The sequence below is a fragment of the Clostridium sp. genome (genome assembly GCF_036781005.1).
Lineage (GTDB): Bacteria > Bacillota > Clostridia > Clostridiales > Clostridiaceae > Clostridium_B.
Window position 1 is genome coordinate 13,821 of record NZ_DAIQBT010000018.1, and the last position, 19,237, is coordinate 33,057.

The 19,237-nt window shown below is 30.3% G+C and carries 17 protein-coding genes, 1 tRNA gene, 1 riboswitch and 1 other annotated feature; of the genes, 8 read left to right on the forward strand and 10 right to left on the reverse strand.

The features are described from left to right. The first annotated feature begins 48 nt into the window (after positions 1-48). The 7 genes from fba to leuS all read left to right on the forward strand — a co-directional run bounded on the left by fba (position 49) and on the right by leuS (position 6,747). The gene (fba, locus tag V7Q02_RS08870; RefSeq protein ID WP_333860653.1) at positions 49-981 is read left to right on the forward strand and encodes a class II fructose-1,6-bisphosphate aldolase; all 933 of its coding nucleotides are present in this window, start codon (positions 49-51) and stop codon (positions 979-981) included. Positions 982-1,118: 137 nt separating this feature from the next. Next, positions 1,119-1,658: a class IV adenylate cyclase gene (locus tag V7Q02_RS08875; RefSeq protein WP_333860654.1), complete on the forward strand. Its 540-nt coding sequence runs from the start codon at positions 1,119-1,121 to the stop codon at positions 1,656-1,658. A 9-nt stretch (positions 1,659-1,667) separates the two neighbouring features. Then, entirely contained in the window at positions 1,668-2,549 is an 882-nt protein-coding gene (locus V7Q02_RS08880; RefSeq protein WP_333860655.1) for a DUF5685 family protein, read from the forward strand. Next, positions 2,533-3,117 carry a J domain-containing protein gene (locus V7Q02_RS08885; protein WP_333860656.1) on the forward strand — a complete coding sequence of 195 codons (585 nt, stop codon included), beginning with the start codon at positions 2,533-2,535 and terminating at the stop codon, positions 3,115-3,117. Before V7Q02_RS08880 ends, V7Q02_RS08885 begins: the two co-directional genes overlap by 17 nt. A gap of 27 nt (positions 3,118-3,144) precedes the next feature. After that, a complete protein-coding gene (locus tag V7Q02_RS08890) occupies positions 3,145-3,663 on the forward strand; it encodes a hypothetical protein (RefSeq protein ID WP_333860694.1) in 519 nt (172 codons plus the stop codon). A 79-nt stretch (positions 3,664-3,742) separates the two neighbouring features. After that, positions 3,743-3,817: transfer RNA gene (locus tag V7Q02_RS08895), tRNA-Gln, on the forward strand. Between the two features lie 122 nt (positions 3,818-3,939). After that, positions 3,940-4,149, forward strand: a binding site (T-box leader). Between the two features lie 162 nt (positions 4,150-4,311). After that, positions 4,312-6,747, forward strand: coding sequence for a leucine--tRNA ligase (leuS, locus tag V7Q02_RS08900; RefSeq protein WP_333860657.1), 2,436 nt, complete (start codon positions 4,312-4,314; stop codon positions 6,745-6,747). Positions 6,748-6,775: 28 nt separating this feature from the next. Here leuS and V7Q02_RS08905 read toward each other — a convergent pair whose 3' ends face one another. Next, positions 6,776-7,567 carry a GTP pyrophosphokinase gene (locus tag V7Q02_RS08905; protein ID WP_333860658.1) on the reverse strand — a complete coding sequence of 264 codons (792 nt, stop codon included), beginning with the start codon at positions 7,565-7,567 and terminating at the stop codon, positions 6,776-6,778. 117 nt (positions 7,568-7,684) lie between these two features. Between V7Q02_RS08905 and V7Q02_RS08910 the strand changes: the two genes are divergently transcribed. Continuing rightward, positions 7,685-8,497: a DUF2225 domain-containing protein gene (locus V7Q02_RS08910; protein WP_333860659.1), complete on the forward strand. Its 813-nt coding sequence runs from the start codon at positions 7,685-7,687 to the stop codon at positions 8,495-8,497. 79 nt (positions 8,498-8,576) lie between these two features. On the opposite strand, the gene V7Q02_RS08915 is transcribed toward V7Q02_RS08910, so the two are convergent. From V7Q02_RS08915 to V7Q02_RS08955, 9 genes are all read right to left on the reverse strand, one after another. Next, positions 8,577-9,263: a metallophosphoesterase gene (locus tag V7Q02_RS08915; RefSeq protein ID WP_333860660.1), complete on the reverse strand. Its 687-nt coding sequence runs from the start codon at positions 9,261-9,263 to the stop codon at positions 8,577-8,579. A 4-nt stretch (positions 9,264-9,267) separates the two neighbouring features. After that, positions 9,268-9,534, reverse strand: coding sequence for an EscU/YscU/HrcU family type III secretion system export apparatus switch protein (locus tag V7Q02_RS08920; protein WP_333860661.1), 267 nt, complete (start codon positions 9,532-9,534; stop codon positions 9,268-9,270). A 44-nt stretch (positions 9,535-9,578) separates the two neighbouring features. Then, a complete protein-coding gene (locus tag V7Q02_RS08925) occupies positions 9,579-11,276 on the reverse strand; it encodes a hypothetical protein (protein WP_333860662.1) in 1,698 nt (565 codons plus the stop codon). A gap of 122 nt (positions 11,277-11,398) precedes the next feature. Continuing rightward, entirely contained in the window at positions 11,399-12,025 is a 627-nt protein-coding gene (locus tag V7Q02_RS08930; protein WP_333860663.1) for an ECF transporter S component, read from the reverse strand. An 88-nt stretch (positions 12,026-12,113) separates the two neighbouring features. Next, positions 12,114-12,232: riboswitch (FMN riboswitch) on the reverse strand. 105 nt (positions 12,233-12,337) lie between these two features. After that, positions 12,338-14,494, reverse strand: a complete 2,157-nt coding sequence (locus V7Q02_RS08935) for a Tex family protein (RefSeq protein ID WP_333860664.1) — start codon at positions 14,492-14,494, stop codon at positions 12,338-12,340. 117 nt (positions 14,495-14,611) lie between these two features. Beyond that, entirely contained in the window at positions 14,612-16,294 is a 1,683-nt protein-coding gene (locus tag V7Q02_RS08940) for a MutS-related protein (RefSeq protein ID WP_333860665.1), read from the reverse strand. Positions 16,295-16,324: 30 nt separating this feature from the next. Further along, complete coding sequence (locus tag V7Q02_RS08945; protein WP_333860666.1) at positions 16,325-17,509, reverse strand: ABC transporter permease; 1,185 nt, start codon at positions 17,507-17,509, stop codon at positions 16,325-16,327. Next, complete coding sequence (locus tag V7Q02_RS08950) at positions 17,506-18,195, reverse strand: ABC transporter ATP-binding protein (protein WP_333860667.1); 690 nt, start codon at positions 18,193-18,195, stop codon at positions 17,506-17,508. Before V7Q02_RS08950 ends, V7Q02_RS08945 begins: the two co-directional genes overlap by 4 nt. Beyond that, a complete protein-coding gene (locus V7Q02_RS08955) occupies positions 18,170-19,231 on the reverse strand; it encodes an efflux RND transporter periplasmic adaptor subunit (RefSeq protein WP_333860668.1) in 1,062 nt (353 codons plus the stop codon). Before V7Q02_RS08955 ends, V7Q02_RS08950 begins: the two co-directional genes overlap by 26 nt. Positions 19,232-19,237 lie beyond the last annotated feature (6 nt).

The window sequence follows — 19,237 nt, forward strand, 5'->3', positions numbered from 1 at the left end:
ACTCTCAGATACCTAAAATATTTTATTATTGAAAGGGTGAAATAAGAAATGGCATTAGTTACTACTAAAAAAATGTTTGAAAAGGCTTACAAAGGGCATTACTCAATAGGTGCATTTAACATCAACAATATGGAAATAATTCAAGGGGTGGTAAACGGGGCTAAAGCTAAAAATTCTGCTGTTATCCTACAATGTTCAGCAAGTGCAATGAAATATGCAGGGCCAAAATACTTAAAAGCTATGGTAGATGCTGCTGTAGAAAATACTGGTATAGATATTGCCCTCCATTTGGATCATGGTCCAGATTTCGAAACTGTAAAATTATGTATAGAAACTGGCTTCACTTCTGTTATGTTTGATGGTTCACATCTAGATTATGAAGACAATGTATCTCAAACTAAACAAGTAGTAGAATATTCTCATTCTCACGGCATAGTAGTGGAGGCAGAACTTGGTGTACTGGCAGGAGTTGAAGATGAAGTATCTGCTTCTGATCATATATACACAGATCCAGAACAAGCTGTAGACTTTGTAAATAGAACCGGTGTAGATTCTCTAGCTATAGCTATAGGTACATCTCACGGAGCTTTTAAGTTTCCTCCAAACTTTAAACCTAAATTAAGATTTGATATATTAGAAAAAATACAGGAAAACCTTCCGAACTTTCCTATAGTTCTTCATGGAGCTTCAGCTGTAGATCCAAAGGCTGTGGAAACTTGCAACAAATATGGTGGAAACATCGCTGATGCCAAAGGAATACCTATAGACATGCTTAGAAAAGCCTCTAGTATGGCTGTATGTAAGATAAATATGGATACAGATCTTAGACTTAGCATGACTGCCGCTATAAGAAAAACTTTTGGAGACAATCCAAAGATTTTTGATCCAAGAAAATATCTAGGTGCTGGAAGAGATGCTATTCAAAAAGTTGTTGAAAATAAAATAGACAACGTTTTAGGCTCAGCTAATTCCTTAGAATAAAAATTATATTATAGAACTTTCCAAAATTCAGGAAAGTTCTTTATTTTATGCAATAAAAATTTTATTAAATTAATTATGCCAAATGACTTTTATGGTATAATGCAAAATAAGTAGTTTTGTAAATGGAGTGAACTTTTATGAAGGAATATGAAACACGAATAATAAAAATCCATCCTGAAGACATACGAAATAAATTAAAAAAAGTCAATGCTTTAAGAGTTAAGATGGAAAACCAGCTAAATGACATATATGATTTTGAAAATGGACTTTTAATCAAAAATAAAGGATATGCTAGAATAAGAACAGTAGAGGACTTAATACATAATTCCACTCATTATTATATGACTATCAAAAAACTTTTGAGTCAGGAAAAATATAAAATAATGGAAGAAAATGAAACAGAAATATTAAATGGGAATGCAGGAAAAAATATATTTGAAGCACTTGGATTAAAATTATTACAATCTATAAAAAAATATAGAGAAAGTTATAGATATAAAAATAGTTTAATTGAAATAGATATAAATGAAAAATCCTTTTGTCCATTCCCCTATTTGGAAATAGAATCAACAAATGACCAGGAACTTCATGAAATAGTAAATTTGCTAGGCTATTCTTTAGAGGACACTACCTCAGAAACCATATATGAAATATTGGACAAAAATAAAAAAAGATAGGAAAATTATATGTTTGGTTATGTAACCCCGTGCAAGATGGAACTCAAACTAAAAGATTATGAAAAATTCAAGGCTTATTATTGTGGACTATGCATATCCATAAAAAATAATATAGGAAATATACCTAGGGTTTCTTTAAATTATGATATGACTTTTTTAGCTTTACTTTTAGATTCACTAGAATATGACAATCAAATTTATATAAAAAAACGTTGTTTGCTCCATCCTGCAAATAAAAAAATTATTCTAAAAGATAACGCTGCTTTAAAATATTCAGCTTTTTGTAACATATCTTTAAGCTATTTTAAAGTTTTAGATGATATTTATGATGAAAATTCCTTAAAAGGCAGAATAATATCCCTGTGCTTAAAAAGATACTTAAATACTATGCCAAAAGACTTCAAAGAAATTTTTAATACTATAAACCACAAATTAAAACATTTATACACATTAGAAAGAAATCCAGAAAACTTATCTATAGACGCTTTATGCCATCCTTTTGGAGATCTCACTGGATTTATATTAAAATCCTATAATAATTCTACTACTACTGGTGAAAACTTGTACTTACTCGGATATAATCTTGGAAAATGGATATATATCATAGATGCATTGGATGACTTAAAAAAAGATATGAAAAAAAACAAATTTAATTTAATAAATGTGTGCTTTAATGAAAATAAACTTTGTTATGAAAATTTTATAATAGAAATATCCCCTAGAATAGATTTTATTTTAGGAACTTGTGCAGCACAATGCACAAATATTTTTAATAAACTTCCTATAAAAAAAAATAAAGAATTAATTTATAATATACTGCAATATGGACTTTTAGATAAAATGGATAGAGTATTTAAAAGGGGTGTTTACAAAAATGAAAAATCCATATGAAATACTAGAAATAAAGGAAACCGCTTCCCAAGAGGACATAAAAAAAGCCTATAGAACCCTGGCAAAGAGATATCATCCAGATCAATACGGCAACAATCCACTTAAAGATTTGGCAGAAGATAAAATGAGAGAAATAAACGAAGCTTATGATTATTTAATGAAAAACCCATCAAATGGAACATATAATAGTAGAAATAATGATACTTACAGCGGCTCCAATTCCTCAATCTATCAATCTGTGGAAAATGATATTTACAACGGTAATATGCAAAGTGCAGAATCAGTACTTATGGGAATTAAAACCAGGGATGCCCAGTGGCACTATCTTATGGGAATTTTAAATATGAGAAGAGCCTGGTATAATGACGCTTATAATAATTTGACCACAGCTTGTCGTCTTGATCCTAACAACTTTAAATATCAAAATACACTTAACAAACTCAGAGGAATGAATAATTCTTATAGACAGCCCTATTATGATACTAGAAAAAGAGATGATATATGCAATATTTGTGCCACCTTGTATTGTCTTGACTGTCTTTGTGATTGTGGTGGCGGTGGCTGTTAATATTTTAAAGAAAGGATGGGTTTTAATATGGCTAGGATTTCTAGTAACTCCTCATATATTGCAAAGGGAAGCCTATTAACTGCTATAGGCGTTATTTTAGTGTATTTAAGTGGAATAGTTCCTTTAAACAAAACTTATTTACTGACCTTGTCTTCATTTATTATCCCTTTAACTGTAATAATTACAAATGAAAAAATAGCCTTTATAAATTATATCTCAACTGCCCTATTATCTTTTCTTATATGCGGATTAAAGGGAGCAGTATTATCCTATGTAGTATTTTTTGGTCTTTACGGACTTGTTAAATACTACATAGAAAAAATAAAAAAATTGCCTATTGAAATCATATTAAAACTATTATTTTTTAATCTATGTCTATTAATATTATTCTTGTTATATAGCCTGTTCTTCCCTGAACTCTTAAAAATAAAGTTTAACTTATACTTGATTATAGCAGGAATACAAATAATATTTTTAATATACGATTATTTATTAACATTGTTTATAAATTATATTAATAAATATATGCTAAAGGCTCTGAAATAAATTAAACTTTATTAAAATGAAACTATTGACATATAAATTTATGATGATATAATATTTAGTGTTGAGATTCACATAATATTGCCCATTCGCCAAATGGTAAGGCACCTGTCTCTGGAACAGGCATCTGTTGGTTCGAATCCAGCATGGGCAGCCAAAGAGAACTCTTGTTTTATGAGTTCTCTTTTAAGATTATTTTAAAATTATAATTTACTTCTCTATCAAAGAATAACTCTTGACAAGAAGTTCATTACTATTGTAAAATGTAAAATAATTCAATACTGGGCTTTGAAGAAGGAATAGTAGTATTTATATCACCAAAGAGAACTGTTGCAGGGTGAAAAACAGCGTGAATAGAATATGAACTCACCTTAGAGCCTTATCTGAACAAAATCAGATACGGTAGAAACCGTTATTTATTTTGAGTGAAATCAATTTTATTGATTTAATTAGAGTGGTACCGCGGAAAGTAGTCTTTTCGTCTCTTGTAATCCTGAGAGATGAAAAGCTTTTTTATATTCTAAAACTATACTGAAATAAAAAAATGTGGAAGTATCAATAAAAATTATTAAAAACCTACTGTTTCTTATCTGATGTAATTTATCAGAATCTCTTTAATCTATAAAAACATAAGTAAAAGGAGAAGATATTATGTACAGTACTAAAACAGATAAAAAATGGCAACAAAAATGGGACCAAACAAATATTTATAAATTTGATGAAAAAAAATCAAACAAAAAATTATATACTCTAGAAATGTTCTCTTATCCTTCTGGCAGCAATTTACATGCAGGTCACTGGTTTAATTATGCACCTGTAGACTCCTGGGCTAGAATGAGAAGAATGCAAGGATACAATGTATTCCAACCTATGGGATTTGATGCCTTTGGTCTTCCTGCTGAAAATTATGCCATAAAAACTGGAATCCATCCAAAAGATTCTACTGAAAAAAATATTGATACCATGGAAAAACAGCTTAAATCCATGGGTGCTATGTTTAATTGGGAAAATGAAGTGGTTACCTGCCGCCCTGATTACTATAAATGGAATCAATGGCTATTTCTCCAATTACATAAACATGGTTTAGCCTACAGGAAAAATGCTCCTGTAAATTGGTGTCCCAGCTGCAATACAGTACTTGCCAACGAACAAGTAAAAGAAGGCGAATGTGAACGCTGCGGTACGGAAGTCACAAAAAAAGATTTAACCCAATGGTTTTTTAAAATCACAGATTACACCGAGGAATTACTTAAAGATCTTGATACCCTAGATTGGCCTGAGAAGACAAAAGCTATGCAGAGACACTGGATAGGTAAATCTACAGGCACAAACGTAACTTTTAAAGTAGTAGATTCTGATGTGAAATTTAATGTATTTACTACTCGTGTGGACACATTATTTGGCGTTACCTACGTAGTTATATCTCCTGAAAATGATTTAGTAGACAGTATTACTAAAGATGAATATAAAGAAGAAGTTGAGAACTATAAAATAGCTGCTAAAAAACAGACTGATATTGAAAGACAATCAATTACCAGAGAAAAAACAGGAGTGTTCTCAGGCTCTTATGCTATAAACCCTATAAATAACAGGAAAGTTCCTATATGGATAGGAGATTATGTACTAAACACCTATGGTACAGGTGCTGTAATGGCAGTTCCTGCTCATGATGAAAGAGACTTCGAATTTGCTACAAAATATAAATTACCTATTGAAAGAGTTATAGAAGGAGGTTCTTCCTTACCTCATATAGAATATGGCAATATGATAAATAGTGGTAAATTCAATGGATTATATACTCCAGAAGGTAAAGAAGCTGTAACTAAAGAATTGGAAAGTATGGGTTTAGGTTCTGGAAAAACAAACTATAGGTTGAGAGACTGGCTTGTATCCAGACAAAGATACTGGGGAACACCTATACCTATAGTATACTGTAAGAAATGTGGTACAGTTCCTGTACCAGAAAGTGATTTACCCGTTGAACTTCCTTATAATGTACAATTTTCTCCTGATGGAAAATCTCCTCTTCTAAAGTCAGAAGAGTTTATTAATACCAAATGTCCCATTTGTGGTGGACCTGCAAAAAGAGAAGCAGATACATTAGATACATTTGTATGTTCTTCTTGGTATTATTTAAGATATGTTGATAATAAGAATACAGAGAAAGCCTTTGATAAGGATAAAGTAAATAAACTACTTCCCGTGGATATGTATGTAGGTGGTCCTGAACACGCATGTATGCACCTTTTATATGCCAGGTTTATTACTAAAGCACTTAGAGATATGGGATTTTTAAATTTTGATGAGCCTTTCTTATCTTTGAGACATCAAGGACTAATACTTGGACCTGATGGTCAAAAAATGAGCAAATCCAAAGGTAATACCATATCCCCAGATGATTGCATACAAAAATATGGCTCAGATGTATTTAGAATGTACTTGATGTTCGGATTTGATTACGCTGAAGGTGGTGCTTGGAATGATGACGGCATTAAATCCATGAGTAAATTTGTAGATAGAATTGAAAGAATTGTAGGAAATATAAAAGAACTTATAAATAGTGATGAAAACTTTAAAAATTCAATAGATACTGCGGAAAAGGAATTGAATTACTCAAGAAATTATTCAATAAAATCCGTATCGGAAGATGCCGGAAAGTTTCAATTTAACACAGCTATTGCTAGAATCATGGAATTTACAAATTCACTTTATAAATATATTCAGGAAGATATTAAAAATATATATCTCCTAAAAGACACTATACTTGATTTTGTAAAAATAATAGCTCCTTTTGCACCTCATTTTGCAGAAGAACAATGGGAGACATTAGGACAGAATTATTCTATATTCAATGAAAAATGGCCTGAATTTGACCCTAAAGCCTTAATAAAGGAAGAAGTAGAAATAGCCATTCAGATAAATGGCAAAATCAAAACAAAGGTAAATATACCTACAAATTCAAGTGATGAAGAAATAAAAAAGTTATCCCTATCTAATAATAATATTAAACCTTTATTAGAGGGAAAAAACATAAAAAAAGTTATAGTAGTAAAAGGAAGGCTTGTAAATATAGTAGTTAAACCTTAACCACCAGTCCACTGGTGGTTTTTCATATCTACTGTTTATAAATTTTAAGTAATTTTTCTGTAGCTCTCAGTAAATTTACCAATTCAAATACTTCTCCCTCTTCAATTAATTTATTTAACTGACCTTGGTATCTTGTTGCTTCAACTAGCTTACCCATGGATGACAATGTTAATATATTATTCATTATGTCAGAAACTAAATTGGATTTTACTTCAAATAACTTTTGAGCATCCTTTATTTCATCTTTAATTTGAAGCATTTGTTCATCAAGCTGAAATGCAGCATCTGCAGCATTTTTAAGCTTCAGTTTAATATGATCTGGAATATCTTGCTTATATTTATAATTCAAAGAATGTTCTATAGTAGCCCAAAAATTCATGGCCAATGTTCTTATCTGAAATTCTGCCAATATTTCCATTTTGCCTTCTGCCATATTGACTGGATATTTAATTATTACGTGATAACTTCTGTACCCGCTTTCTTTTACATTATCTATATAGTCTTTTTCATACATTATATCCATATCTTTTCTGTTTCTCACTATATTAACTACCTTGTCTATATCATCCACAAACTGGCACATAATTCTTATACCTGCTATATCTTCTATTTCATATCTTATTCTATCAAGTGGTATATTAAATTTATTAGCCTTTTCCAATATACTGGATATTTCTTTTACTCTTCCTGTAACAAATTCTATTGGCGAATATTCATTTCTTTTTCTATATTCTTTTCGTATACTTCTAAACTTCACTTTTAATTCTTCTACAGCCTGGTCATATGGTATTAAAAATGTTTTCCATTCTCCTACTGCCATATAAATCACCTCCAACAGAAAAGTATATAATAACATTATATCAAATATACAAAATATATGATTTTAATCCCCAGTTTTGTTATAATAATTATACTACTTAGCGGAGGTGATAACGACATGACTGATAACACATTTTCAACTTCAGACACTTCAGAAAATAAGAATCATCTATATGATGAAGATAAGCAAAAGCTAATGCTTTACAATAAAAAGATAACCTGTCCTGTTTGTAGTACATTATTTAATGCTAGAGCTATAAAAAAATCTTCATATAGAATATTGAAAAAAGATTCAGATTTTTTCATAAGATATTCAATTATAAATCCGTATTTTTATGATGTATGGGTATGTAATAAATGTGGTTATGCATCTATAAAAAATGATTTTGAACGTTTAAGTGACTTTGATGCAAATATAATAAGAACTAAAATTTCACCTAAATGGCACAGTAAAAATTATCCTGAAGTATATAATTTAAATTTAGCAATACAAAGATACAAATTATCTCTTTTAAACTACGATATCATTAAAGCCAAATCCAGCAAAAAAGCAAATAATCTTATAAAACTAGCCTGGATGTTTCGCTTAAAAGGAAATAAAAAAAGTGAACTGGCGTATTTAAACTATGCCCTTGAAAACTTTAAAAATGCCTACTATAATGAAAATTTCCCCATATCCGGCATGGATATATTTACTACCATGTATCTCATAGGAGAGCTCTGCAGACGTACTGGTAAAGAAGAGGAATCCCTGATATGGTTAGGACAAGTAATAACAGCTCCTACAGCACCACAAAAAATTAAAAATATAGCTCGAGATCAAAAAGACTTAATAAAATTGAATATAAAAAATGCAAAATCTGAAGATAATTTAGGAGATGATTTAAAAGACACTAAAAAACAAAATATTTTTTCTAAATTTCATAAATAATATTTAAATCTTACAGGTTGAATGCAAATTAAATTTGTTTTAAAACATTTTAAGTTTGCAGTATGGCCTGTAATTTATTTCATAATATCCTTATGGGATTAAAATTTATATAATCCGCAGAAGTTAATATATAGTCCACCCCATTTATAACTCCAGTTATGGATTTTAAGAGAGATTCCCCATGAAGGTGCCCATATATAACCTTTTCTACACCGTACTTTTCAAACATATATTTAAAATCAGAACATATAAGTTTTTCTCCTATAGGAGGGTAATGAATCATAACTATAAATTTTTTATATCCAGCTTTCACTGCAGAATTTAAAGAATTCTTCATTCTCAAAAGTTCCCGATTATATATTTTGTTGTCATGAGCCGAAAAATTTTCATTCCCTGGACAAGTCCATCCCCTAGTTCCACATATGGCATAATCCTCATATGGAAAAAAATTATTTTGTATGAAGTTCATATCTTCATACAAATTATTCAGTTTTGTAATACTGCTCCACCAATAATCATGGTTACCTTTTACCATAATCTTTGTTCCAGGGAGATTACTGATCCACTCTAAATCACCAAATCCTGATTTTATATTTATAGACCAAGATATATCTCCTGCTATAAGTACCGTATCCTCCCTGGTTATATTTTCAATCCAATTTTTCCTGATTTTTTTATCATGTTCTACCCAATTATATCCAAAAACACCCATGGGTTTGTTTCCAGTTATATCTAAATGTAAATCTGATATTGCAAATAACGCCACATAATCACCTTCTACTTATATTTTCATCTACATCTACTACATAAGCTATCACTTTTGCTACTACATCATATAGCTCAACAGGTATACTATCTCCTACATCCACATTACTCAAAAGATTAGTAAGTTCCCTATCGTAGACTATAGGAACATTGCTTTCTTTTGCTTTATTTAATATGTTGTCCGCTATTTGTCCAATACCTGCTGCAGTAACCATAGGTGCTTTATATGTTGCTTCATACTTTAAAGCTACTGCTTTTTTCCTGTTTTTCATAATACTCTCTCCATTTATTTGTCACATATTTTTCTATAATTTAATCATGCCTTAGTATTTAACATTCCTATATCATTATCATCAAAAAATTCTCTACAGGTAGATATATTCATCTCTTCCTTTTTTTCATGAAATTCAATATCTATATTATAACCTATGTTTGATAAACTCTCTAGTATTGTTTTATATCCCTGCTTCATCAAACTTATCCACTCCTTACTGCATTTAATATCTATGTTCATATTGACATTATTCACCGTCAGATAAGCATCTACTATTCCCATATTTTCTGTACTTATAGATGTTATTATTTTCACATTAGTTGCATCTATCTTTTTTCCCTTTTTTCTGTCATCTTTAATCATAAGCTTGCACTGATAATCCATGTTATTTAAATTTATAGGCAAATCCACATAATAGTAAGAATTGGATATGGTATTAAATAACTTAAAATCATTTACACTGCTATTTAACTGTGAAATTATATTTTTAGAAAATTTATTTTCACTATCATTATTTTGTTCTAAAAACGTTCTTATTATATCTTTCATTTCATCCGTCTTAATACTTACCTGCCTTTTTATGTTATCCGCCATTTCATCTACATTGCCTGCAGCTAAATTTAAATCCTTGGAAGCTTGAGAAGATACAAATTTTCCCTTTTGGGAAAAATCAATTAAATTATCTAATTTCCCTTTAATACCTTTTTGCTGTACATCCTTAGAATTAATATTTTTATTTGTATCTAATGATTGATCATTCTTAGCCTGTAATTTACCTTCATCATTCATATTTTTTATTTTATCTGAAAGCTGATTTAATCTATCCTCATCTATACTTTCCATGGTTGTAGCCAACTTCATATTTGCATTTGATCTTTCTCCATTTGTATAACTAACTTTTTCATCTGCATTCCAGGTATTCATTTTGCTCCCTGCTGTACTTTCTTCTTGTGTCTTATACATACTCGATTCTTTTGTATTTTTAGTATCTTCTATACTCTTATAAGTCAATTCACTAGCTTTTGCAATGATTTCTAGATCTTTTATTTCATTATATATAATACCCTCTTGCTTAAATATTTTATTGAAACTTTTTATGTTATCTTCATTTAACTCTATATTGTTTTCTAATAAAATAAATAAATCCTCTTTACTTACATTTTTTAGTTCACTAAAAAAATTTTTAAGAGTATCCTTTATAAACTTTCCTTTTTCACTGTCAAATTCTACATTTTTACTAATTAAATAATTTTTTATAAATATATCCTCTTCTGCTGGATTTTCTTTTATTTTATTCATAAAATCCATGGTAGTTTTTACATTGGAAATGTTATCCTTAGTTAAGGGTATCTCACTTTTTACCATTCTTTCTATAATACCATAATCTTCACTGTTTAAATCCATGGAATTCTCTTTGATAAAAAGCTTTATGGAATCTTTGCTTTGATTTTGACCTTTTTCTTCTGCTGTAACAATTTTTAATTTTAATTTATCATTTTCAAATCCTTCTACTTGAAGCCTTATAAGTTTATTTTCTACTATATCTTTAGGATTATCTATCTGAGCTGAAAATTTCCACCCATCCAAAAGTTTCAAAAGTATTTCTCCTGTATATTTATTTAAATTTAATACTCTAGCAGAAAATTTCTCTCCTATTTCAAAAGACAATTTTGCAGATATCTGTTTGCTATTCATATCATATACACTATTTACATTCCATATTCCCGCCAACTTAATCACCCTTTATAATTTATTAAAAATATCTCTTAATTGAAATTATCGTATATATTTACTGTTTTATAAAGTCAAAATATATTAAAAAAATCCGGGATATAATCCCAGATTTTTACTAATGTTTTATACTAAATCTTTACTTTTTCCGAATTCTTTATCTTATTATGTTCCTGTTTTAACAGAGGTGAAACGCTCTTATAAAGTATTAAGGTTAAAATTGTAAGAGTTACACCTTTTAATAAGTTAAATGGAACAATAGCAAATAATACAAGTGTATTTAAATCCGTTACGCTGCTGTTTATTTTTGCTGCTATATCCACCATTGCACTTATAGGGATATTAAGTGCTTTTTCATAAAGTGGAAGCAATATAAAATAATTCAAAAGCCCTGCTACTGCCGACATAGCAATAGTGGCTGCCCCTAAACTTGCCACTGCCATCTTTTTTGTCTTATGCCTGTTATATATATATCCTGCCGTAAAAACCAAAACAGAGCCTACTGCAAAGTTTGCCAGTTCTCCTACAAATGCAGTTTTTCCATTGAATATACCATGAAGTATATTTTTTAAAAACTCTATGGCAATTCCCGCTCCAGGCCCTAATGCAAAAGTTCCAATCAAAGCTGGCAAATCACTTATATCCATTTTTAAAAATGTTGGAAATATGGGAATTGAAACTTCTATAAACATAAATAAAAATCCTATTACACCTAACAATGATACCTTTACTAATCTGTTTAATTTACTACTGTTCATTTTAAATACCTCCTAAAATATCAAGTATAATCTTCTAGGTGAACAATAAAAAAACCCGGCAAAAACACCAGGGCTAATAAACATACTATTCTATCTTCTCCCATCCAGACTCTACTGTCGGCTCCAGAATTTCACTGAATCATGCTACACACGCAGCTCGCGGGCTATACCGCCGGTGGGGAATCTCACCCCGCCCTGAAGATTATATTTTAATTTTTATAGGTTCATTATAATACTTTTATCTATAAAATTCAATACATTGTTAAAATAATTTTTATTTATTACTAATTATGCTTCTTTTAGAATAATTTTCTATTTTCTCATACTCAGTGCGATTCTTTTTCTTTTTTCATCTACTTCAAGTACAGTGACATTTACAATATCTCCTACTTTAACTACATCTAAAGGATGTTTTACAAATTTATCGGAAAGTTGACTTATATGTACTAATCCATCCTGATGAACTCCTATATCCACAAAAGCACCAAAATCTGCTACATTTCTAACCGTGCCTGTAAGTGCCATTCCAGGTTTAAGCTGATTCATATCAATTATTCCCGTTTTTAATATAGGTTTTGGAAGGTCTTCTCTTGGATCTCTTCCTGACTTTTTTATTTCTTTTATTATATCCCTTAATGTAGGAACTCCTATATCAAGCTCTTCTGACAAATTGTCCATGCCAATTCTTTCAATCCTACTTTCTACATCTAAAAGCCTACTATTTTTCAAATTTTCATTATTATACCGAAGAGTCATTAAAAGTTTTTTAGCAGCATTATAAGACTCTGGATGTACCGAAGTATTATCAAGTGGTTCATCACTTTCCATAACTCTTAAAAATCCTGCACATTGCTCAAAAGCTTTTTCTCCTAGTCTTTTTACCTTTAAAAGTTCTCTTCTATTTTTGAACTTACCATTTTCTTCCCTATAGGCTACTATATTTGAAGCTATGGTAGAATTTATTCCAGATATATAGGATAATAAGGATGAAGTTGCCATATTCAAATCTACACCTACACTATTTACACAATCCTCTACAATACCTTTCAAGGATTCATCTAATTTCCTTGAAGAAATATCATGTTGATATTGTCCCACCCCTATGGACTTGGGATCTATTTTTACAAGCTCCGCTAGTGGATCCTGAAGCCTTCTTCCTATGGATATAGCTCCCCTTAAAGATACATTTATATCAGGGTATTCTTTTGCAGCTAATTCTGACGCAGAATATACAGAAGCACCTGCTTCAGATACTACTACATAATAAAGAGTTTTGTTTTTTTCTTCTTTTACTTCCTTTATAAGTCTTCCAATGACCTCCTCTGACTCTCTACTTGCAGTGCCATTTCCAAGGGACACAACACTGACATCATATTTATATACTAAATTCTTTAATATCTTCAAAGATCCTTCTACATCATTTTGAGGTGCAGTAGCATAAACTGTAGCAGTATCTAAAAATTTTCCCGTATCATCTAAAACTGCTATCTTACATCCTGTTCTAAATCCTGGATCAAACCCCAGCACATTTTTCCCTTTTATAGGAGGCTGCATTAAAAGAGCTTTTAAGTTAGCCTTGAATATCCTTATAGCACCCTCTTCTGCTCTATCTGTAAGTTCAGATCTTATTTCCCTTTCAATAGAAGGATATATTAGTCTCTTTAAGGAGTCTTCTACACTTCTCTCTATGTAAACATCCGTTACTTTATTTCCCTTAAGGCACTCTCCGTTTAAGTATTCAATTATCTTATCCATGTTACAGGTTATTTTTACAGATAAAATTTTTTCCTTTTCCCCCCTATTTATAGCAAGTATTCTGTGAGGAGGAATAGATTTTACAACTTCACCATATTCATAGTACATTTCATAAGGATTGGGTTCCTTATTTTCTCCCTTTGTCTCAATACTTCCATTCTCCTGAACAAATTTCCTTATCCACTTTCTGTATTTTGCTTCATCAGATATAACTTCACTTATTATATCTACAGCCCCCAATAGAGCATCTTCTATAGAACTCATACCCTTTTCTTCATCTATAAATTCTTTTGCGTATTCTTCTATATTATTTTTAAAACTACCACCTAATATTGTTTGTGCCAGTGGTTCCAGCCCTTTTTCTTTTGCAATAATAGCTCTTGTTCTCTTCTTTGGCTTATAGGGTCTATATATATCCTCTACTTCTGTTAAAGTGGTACAACTCTCTACAGAGCTTTTCAATTCCTCTGTAAGCTTGCCTTGTTCTTCTATTATCCTTATTACATCTTCTTTTCTAGTTTTAAGATTTCTAAGATATATAAGCCTTTCTGCCAAATTTCTTAAAGTGACATCACTCATGCTTCCTGTTAGTTCTTTTCTATATCTTGCTATAAATGGCACTGTATTGCCACAGTCAAGCAACTCTATAACATTATCTATATATTTTTTATTTACACCCAGTTCTTCAACTAATATATCTGTTATATCCTTCATCGTTACCTCCCGTCTAATTTCACTTATTATATTAAGCTAAATAACATTATATTACAATATTTACATGGACTTTTGCAAATACCAAAATCACAAAAAATTTCTATACAATTTTAAATACTATATTACTTCCCAAATTCCTTGTTGTAGAAACTTAACTGCATTTTTTTCCGCTTTACTTACAATATCATTATCATATCCTAAAATCCCTAAAAGTTTTATAGCATTCTGAGTTGTAGCCCTGCCATTATAAATTTTATAATCGAATGATATTTCATCATTTGAAATTTCCTCTTGAAAGTGATAATTTTCAAAGTACTTTTCTAATATATAAGTGAGTTCTACATCATGGCTGGCAGCTATACATATGCAGTTATTTATAGTTAAATATTTTAAAACCTGTGAAGACGCCGCTATTCTTTCCACAGTATTGGTTCCTCTGAGTATTTCATCCACAAAACATATAGTTGGTATTTGTACATTTAAGTTATCAATTATTCTCTTTAGCGACTTAGTTTCTGCAATATAATAACTCTCATTGTTAAATATATTATCTTTAAGTGCCATAGAAGTATATAACTTAAAATAACACCCTTTAAAATATCTTGCAGTACAAGTACATATAGTTTGAGCAAATATTATATTTATGGCAACAGTCTTCAGAAAGGTAGATTTTCCTGAAGCGTTTGAACCTGTAATTAAAATAGACTCTGAAATATTTATGGAATTTCCTATGCCACTTTTTATGAGGGGATGGACTATGTCCTTAATTTCAATATCTTGTTCTTCCTTTCTATTGCACCTATGTAATTCAGGAACAGTATAAAATCCCAATTTTTTTCTATAGGAAGCAATTGATATATAACTGTCCAAAGTTCCTACCACCTGAAATATAACTTTAAATTCATAACTTTTTTTCTCAAGAACAATACACATTTTTTCATACTTTATTAAATCTCTTAAAAAAAGTATATTAGCATACTCCCACATTAAAGATATATCTGTACCATTACTACTTAAATTAAAAGATATATTTTTTATACTTCTTATGGAATTCAATGAGCTTTTAAGTTTTCCATTATAATATTTTAATTTGTTTATATTTTGTTTTAAAATTAAATTAGCACATCTCACTATTTTAATCATATACATAAAGTCCCTCAGTTTATAGTCTATCTTGCCTTTTTCAATATAATGCACTGCCGTATTTATTCCAAAGAACATTATTAAACAAATAACTGCAAGATGTGCATTAAAAAGAAATAAAATTAATGATACTAAAGGCATACTTCCTAATATTCTATAAAGAGTTAAAGAAGATTTCCTATTTTCACTATCATTATAAAAATAATCAGTTATGGAAAGACCTCTTCTTTTCCCTAATTTAGCGAGAAAATATTGAAGAGTTTTTCTCTCATCCTCATACTCTTTAAAAAAATTTATTATCTCATTTCTACATTTAAGTTCTTTTTCATTAAATAATGGTTCCCTTAGGATACTATATAAACATTCTTCCCCTGGAGTACTCCAAGTACTGTTCATATCTTTAAAAATCTCATCCATATCTAAATCATTCCATGTGATTTCATCAACAAAGAATCTTTCTATTTCATGATGGGTTCTATTAACAAAATATTTTGATATATTTGTTATATCTTCCTCGCCATACTGCTTTTCTGGTTCTTTTCCCCATTGTGATAATATTCTTTTTTTTATTTCACTATTATCTTTCACACCTGAAGCAATAGAGATTAAAAGACTTATTATAAAAATTATTGTTATGTATCCTATAACAGCTAGCATTCGATTTTTCTCCTTAAATTAAATCTAGTATTACTTGTAAATAGCCTTAATAGGATCCAAATTTGCTGCTCTATATGCAGGAATTATTCCAAAAATTATTCCTACAGTAATAGATGTAATAGAGGCTCCTATTAATATTCCTATAGTTACAACAGGTTTAAATGGTAAAAAAGCTCCTGAAATCAAAGATATCAGATATCCCATAATTATTCCAACAATTCCGCCTATACCTGTAATAAATATTGATTCTATCAAGAACTGCAGTAAAATTGTGTTTGTTTTTGCACCTATGGCTCTTCTAATACCTATTTCACGACGGCGTTCTGTTACAGATACATACATTATATTCATTACTCCAATTCCACCTACAAATAGGGATATTCCTGATACAACAGCTATAAAAATAGTTACACCGCTTATTATCTTTTCAAAAGCTTTAGAAACAGCTTTAGGATCCCCCTTGGTATAACTTCCTTTTACATCAGGGTGAAGAACTTCCAGCTCTTTTTTTACTTCTTTGAATGTTGAATCAGAATCAAATCCCTGCTTAATTTTAACATCAATTGAAGAAATGGATACATCATTTTCTAAAAGCTTCTTTGCAAATTTAGGGACATAATCATATTGCATGGATAATAAACCTGAATTTCCGTTTTCAATGCCTATAACTTCAAAAAACTCATCTTTTATTTTAATTCCCTTTCCAATACCTTTATTTATATCCTCTCCAAACAATTCCTTGGCATGATCTTTTGAAAGCACCACCACATAATGCTTAAAATCATTATCTTCCTGGCTTATACCCCTTCCTGCCATGACACTTGAATTCTTATCATAATCATTTATCATAAGATAAGATTGCTTATCAAAAAAAGTTGCATTTTCAACAACTCCTATCAAACCTTCCAACCCGCTGCTGCTCTTAGTAACATTTTCTACACCATCAACATTTTTAAGAGATTGAAAATCCTTATATTCAAATGGTGTATCTACTTTTTTAGAATTTACATCTGAAGGTTTAAAATTAACAGTAATAGTATTTGCCCCTACATCACTAGTGGATTGATTTACCTGTGCTTTTAACCCTTCTCCAATAGAAAGAATAATAACCACAGAACTTATTCCAATAATTATTCCTATCATAGTTAAAAAAACTCTAAGTTTATGTGTACGTAAACTTAAAATCGCACTATATATAAGTTCCCACAAATTCATATATTATCCTCCTGAGAAAAAATGCCATCCTTGAGAAAAACACAATGAGTAGCGTATTTTTTAAGATCACTATCATGAGTTACCATTATAATAGTTTTATTTTGCTTATTCATCTTAGCCAGTATATCAATAATGTTTAATCCAGTTTTCCAGTCCAGTGCACCTGTAGGTTCATCTGCCAGAATAACATCGGACTTGTTAACAAGTGCTCTTGCAATTGAAATACGCTGCTGCTGTCCCCCAGATAATTCATGTGGATAACTTTTGAATTTTTCCTCCAGTTCAACCTCTTGAAGACTTTTCTTTACCATATCAATTCTTTCATCACTATTATATCCACCATGATATAATAGTGGAAGTTCAATGTTTTGGGCTACTGTTAAAGATTCGATTAAATAAAACTGTTGAAATATGAATCCAATATGATTATTTCTAAAGGAACAACGCTGGTTTTCTGTCATTTTTGTCACATCTTGACCGTTAAATATATAACTTCCCTCATTGAAATTGTCAAGAAGTCCTAGAATATTCAACAAAGTGGTCTTTCCACTGCCTGACTTGCCCATTACGACCACAAAGGAGCCCTGCTCTACTTTAAAATCCAGATTCTTTAAAACATGATAGCGATTTTTATCTTGTTCATACCACTTACATAAACCCTTAACTTCCAGAAGATGCTTTGTCAATGCTGTCCCCTTCTTTCATTTCACCAGATGGGTTTTTTATAATTTTATCATTAAAGTCTAATCCACTTTTTACTTTAACATATGTGGTGTTATATTTTTCAACCCTTACACGTACTTTTCTTAATTTTTCGTTTTTTACAAGCCATACTGATTTATGTCCATTATCATTAAAAACTGAGGATGCTGGAATTTTAGGCAGTTCACTTTCATCTACTGCAGTTCCCTGGATATGAAAACCTGCATATATACCCTGCTGATTGTTTATATCAATATAGACAGGATAATAAGACACACTGCTTCCTGTAGTTTGTGTTAAATTTGAGACTGAGGCACCTTGAATAGTCTGCGCTTGTGATGGTTCAGTACTAATAGAACTAATAGTGCCTTTAAATTCTTCATTTGTACCATAAACGGTAATTTTTATTTTTTGATTTTCTTTAAGTTTTAACACATCTTTTTCACTAACACTGGCTACTACCTGCATTTTAGGGTCAATCAATGTCAAAATAATTTTATTAGCACTGTCTTCAGTATCTGATGTCATGGAAACAATTCCATCAAAGGGAGCAGAAATTGTGGTATATCGTTTATCTTTAATATTGTTTAACTGCTGTTTTAAACTTGTCTTCTGACTATTAATTTCAGAAATTTGAGCACTATTTTGTACACTTGCTATAGATTTTGCCTGAGTCTCAATACTTTTAAGCTGCTGGGTTAGAGTGTCATATTGCTCTATTATCTGGTCATTCTTATAGGTGAATAAAGTTTGCCCCTTTCCTACCTGTTCTTTATCCTCCACATTTATTTTATCAATGGTTCCCTTAGTTGCATCTTCAGTAAAATTTAATTTTCTGGAATATTGAACCTCTCCGTCTAAAAATATATTCTGCTGTGCTGGAATAGTATATACATCAAATAATGAATCACTCTTATGTGCGTTTTGTCTATTATGACTTAAAAAAAATGTTACAACAAACAGTATAATAATTACAACAACAACAGAACCAATAATTAATATTTTCTTTTTATCTTTCATGAGTCC

What these genes read in the sequence shown, in the direction of transcription:
- V7Q02_RS08940 (WP_333860665.1), bottom strand. Translation starts at nt 16,294, where the DNA reads ATGCTAGCTGTTATAGGATACATAACAATAATTTTTATAATAAGTCTT.
- V7Q02_RS08930 (WP_333860663.1), bottom strand. Translation starts at nt 12,025, where the DNA reads ATGAACAGTAGTAAATTAAACAGATTAGTAAAGGTATCATTGTTAGGT.
- V7Q02_RS08885 (WP_333860656.1), top strand. Translation starts at nt 2,533, where the DNA reads ATGAAAAATCCATATGAAATACTAGAAATAAAGGAAACCGCTTCCCAA.
- V7Q02_RS08920 (WP_333860661.1), bottom strand. Translation starts at nt 9,534, where the DNA reads ATGAAAAACAGGAAAAAAGCAGTAGCTTTAAAGTATGAAGCAACATAT.
- V7Q02_RS08875 (WP_333860654.1), top strand. Translation starts at nt 1,119, where the DNA reads ATGAAGGAATATGAAACACGAATAATAAAAATCCATCCTGAAGACATA.
- V7Q02_RS08945 (WP_333860666.1), bottom strand. Translation starts at nt 17,509, where the DNA reads ATGAATTTGTGGGAACTTATATATAGTGCGATTTTAAGTTTACGTACA.
- leuS (WP_333860657.1), top strand. Translation starts at nt 4,312, where the DNA reads ATGTACAGTACTAAAACAGATAAAAAATGGCAACAAAAATGGGACCAA.
- V7Q02_RS08880 (WP_333860655.1), top strand. Translation starts at nt 1,668, where the DNA reads ATGTTTGGTTATGTAACCCCGTGCAAGATGGAACTCAAACTAAAAGAT.
- V7Q02_RS08905 (WP_333860658.1), bottom strand. Translation starts at nt 7,567, where the DNA reads ATGGCAGTAGGAGAATGGAAAACATTTTTAATACCATATGACCAGGCT.
- V7Q02_RS08935 (WP_333860664.1), bottom strand. Translation starts at nt 14,494, where the DNA reads ATGAAGGATATAACAGATATATTAGTTGAAGAACTGGGTGTAAATAAA.
- V7Q02_RS08890 (WP_333860694.1), top strand. Translation starts at nt 3,145, where the DNA reads ATGGCTAGGATTTCTAGTAACTCCTCATATATTGCAAAGGGAAGCCTA.
- fba (WP_333860653.1), top strand. Translation starts at nt 49, where the DNA reads ATGGCATTAGTTACTACTAAAAAAATGTTTGAAAAGGCTTACAAAGGG.
- V7Q02_RS08910 (WP_333860659.1), top strand. Translation starts at nt 7,685, where the DNA reads ATGACTGATAACACATTTTCAACTTCAGACACTTCAGAAAATAAGAAT.
- V7Q02_RS08955 (WP_333860668.1), bottom strand. Translation starts at nt 19,231, where the DNA reads ATGAAAGATAAAAAGAAAATATTAATTATTGGTTCTGTTGTTGTTGTA.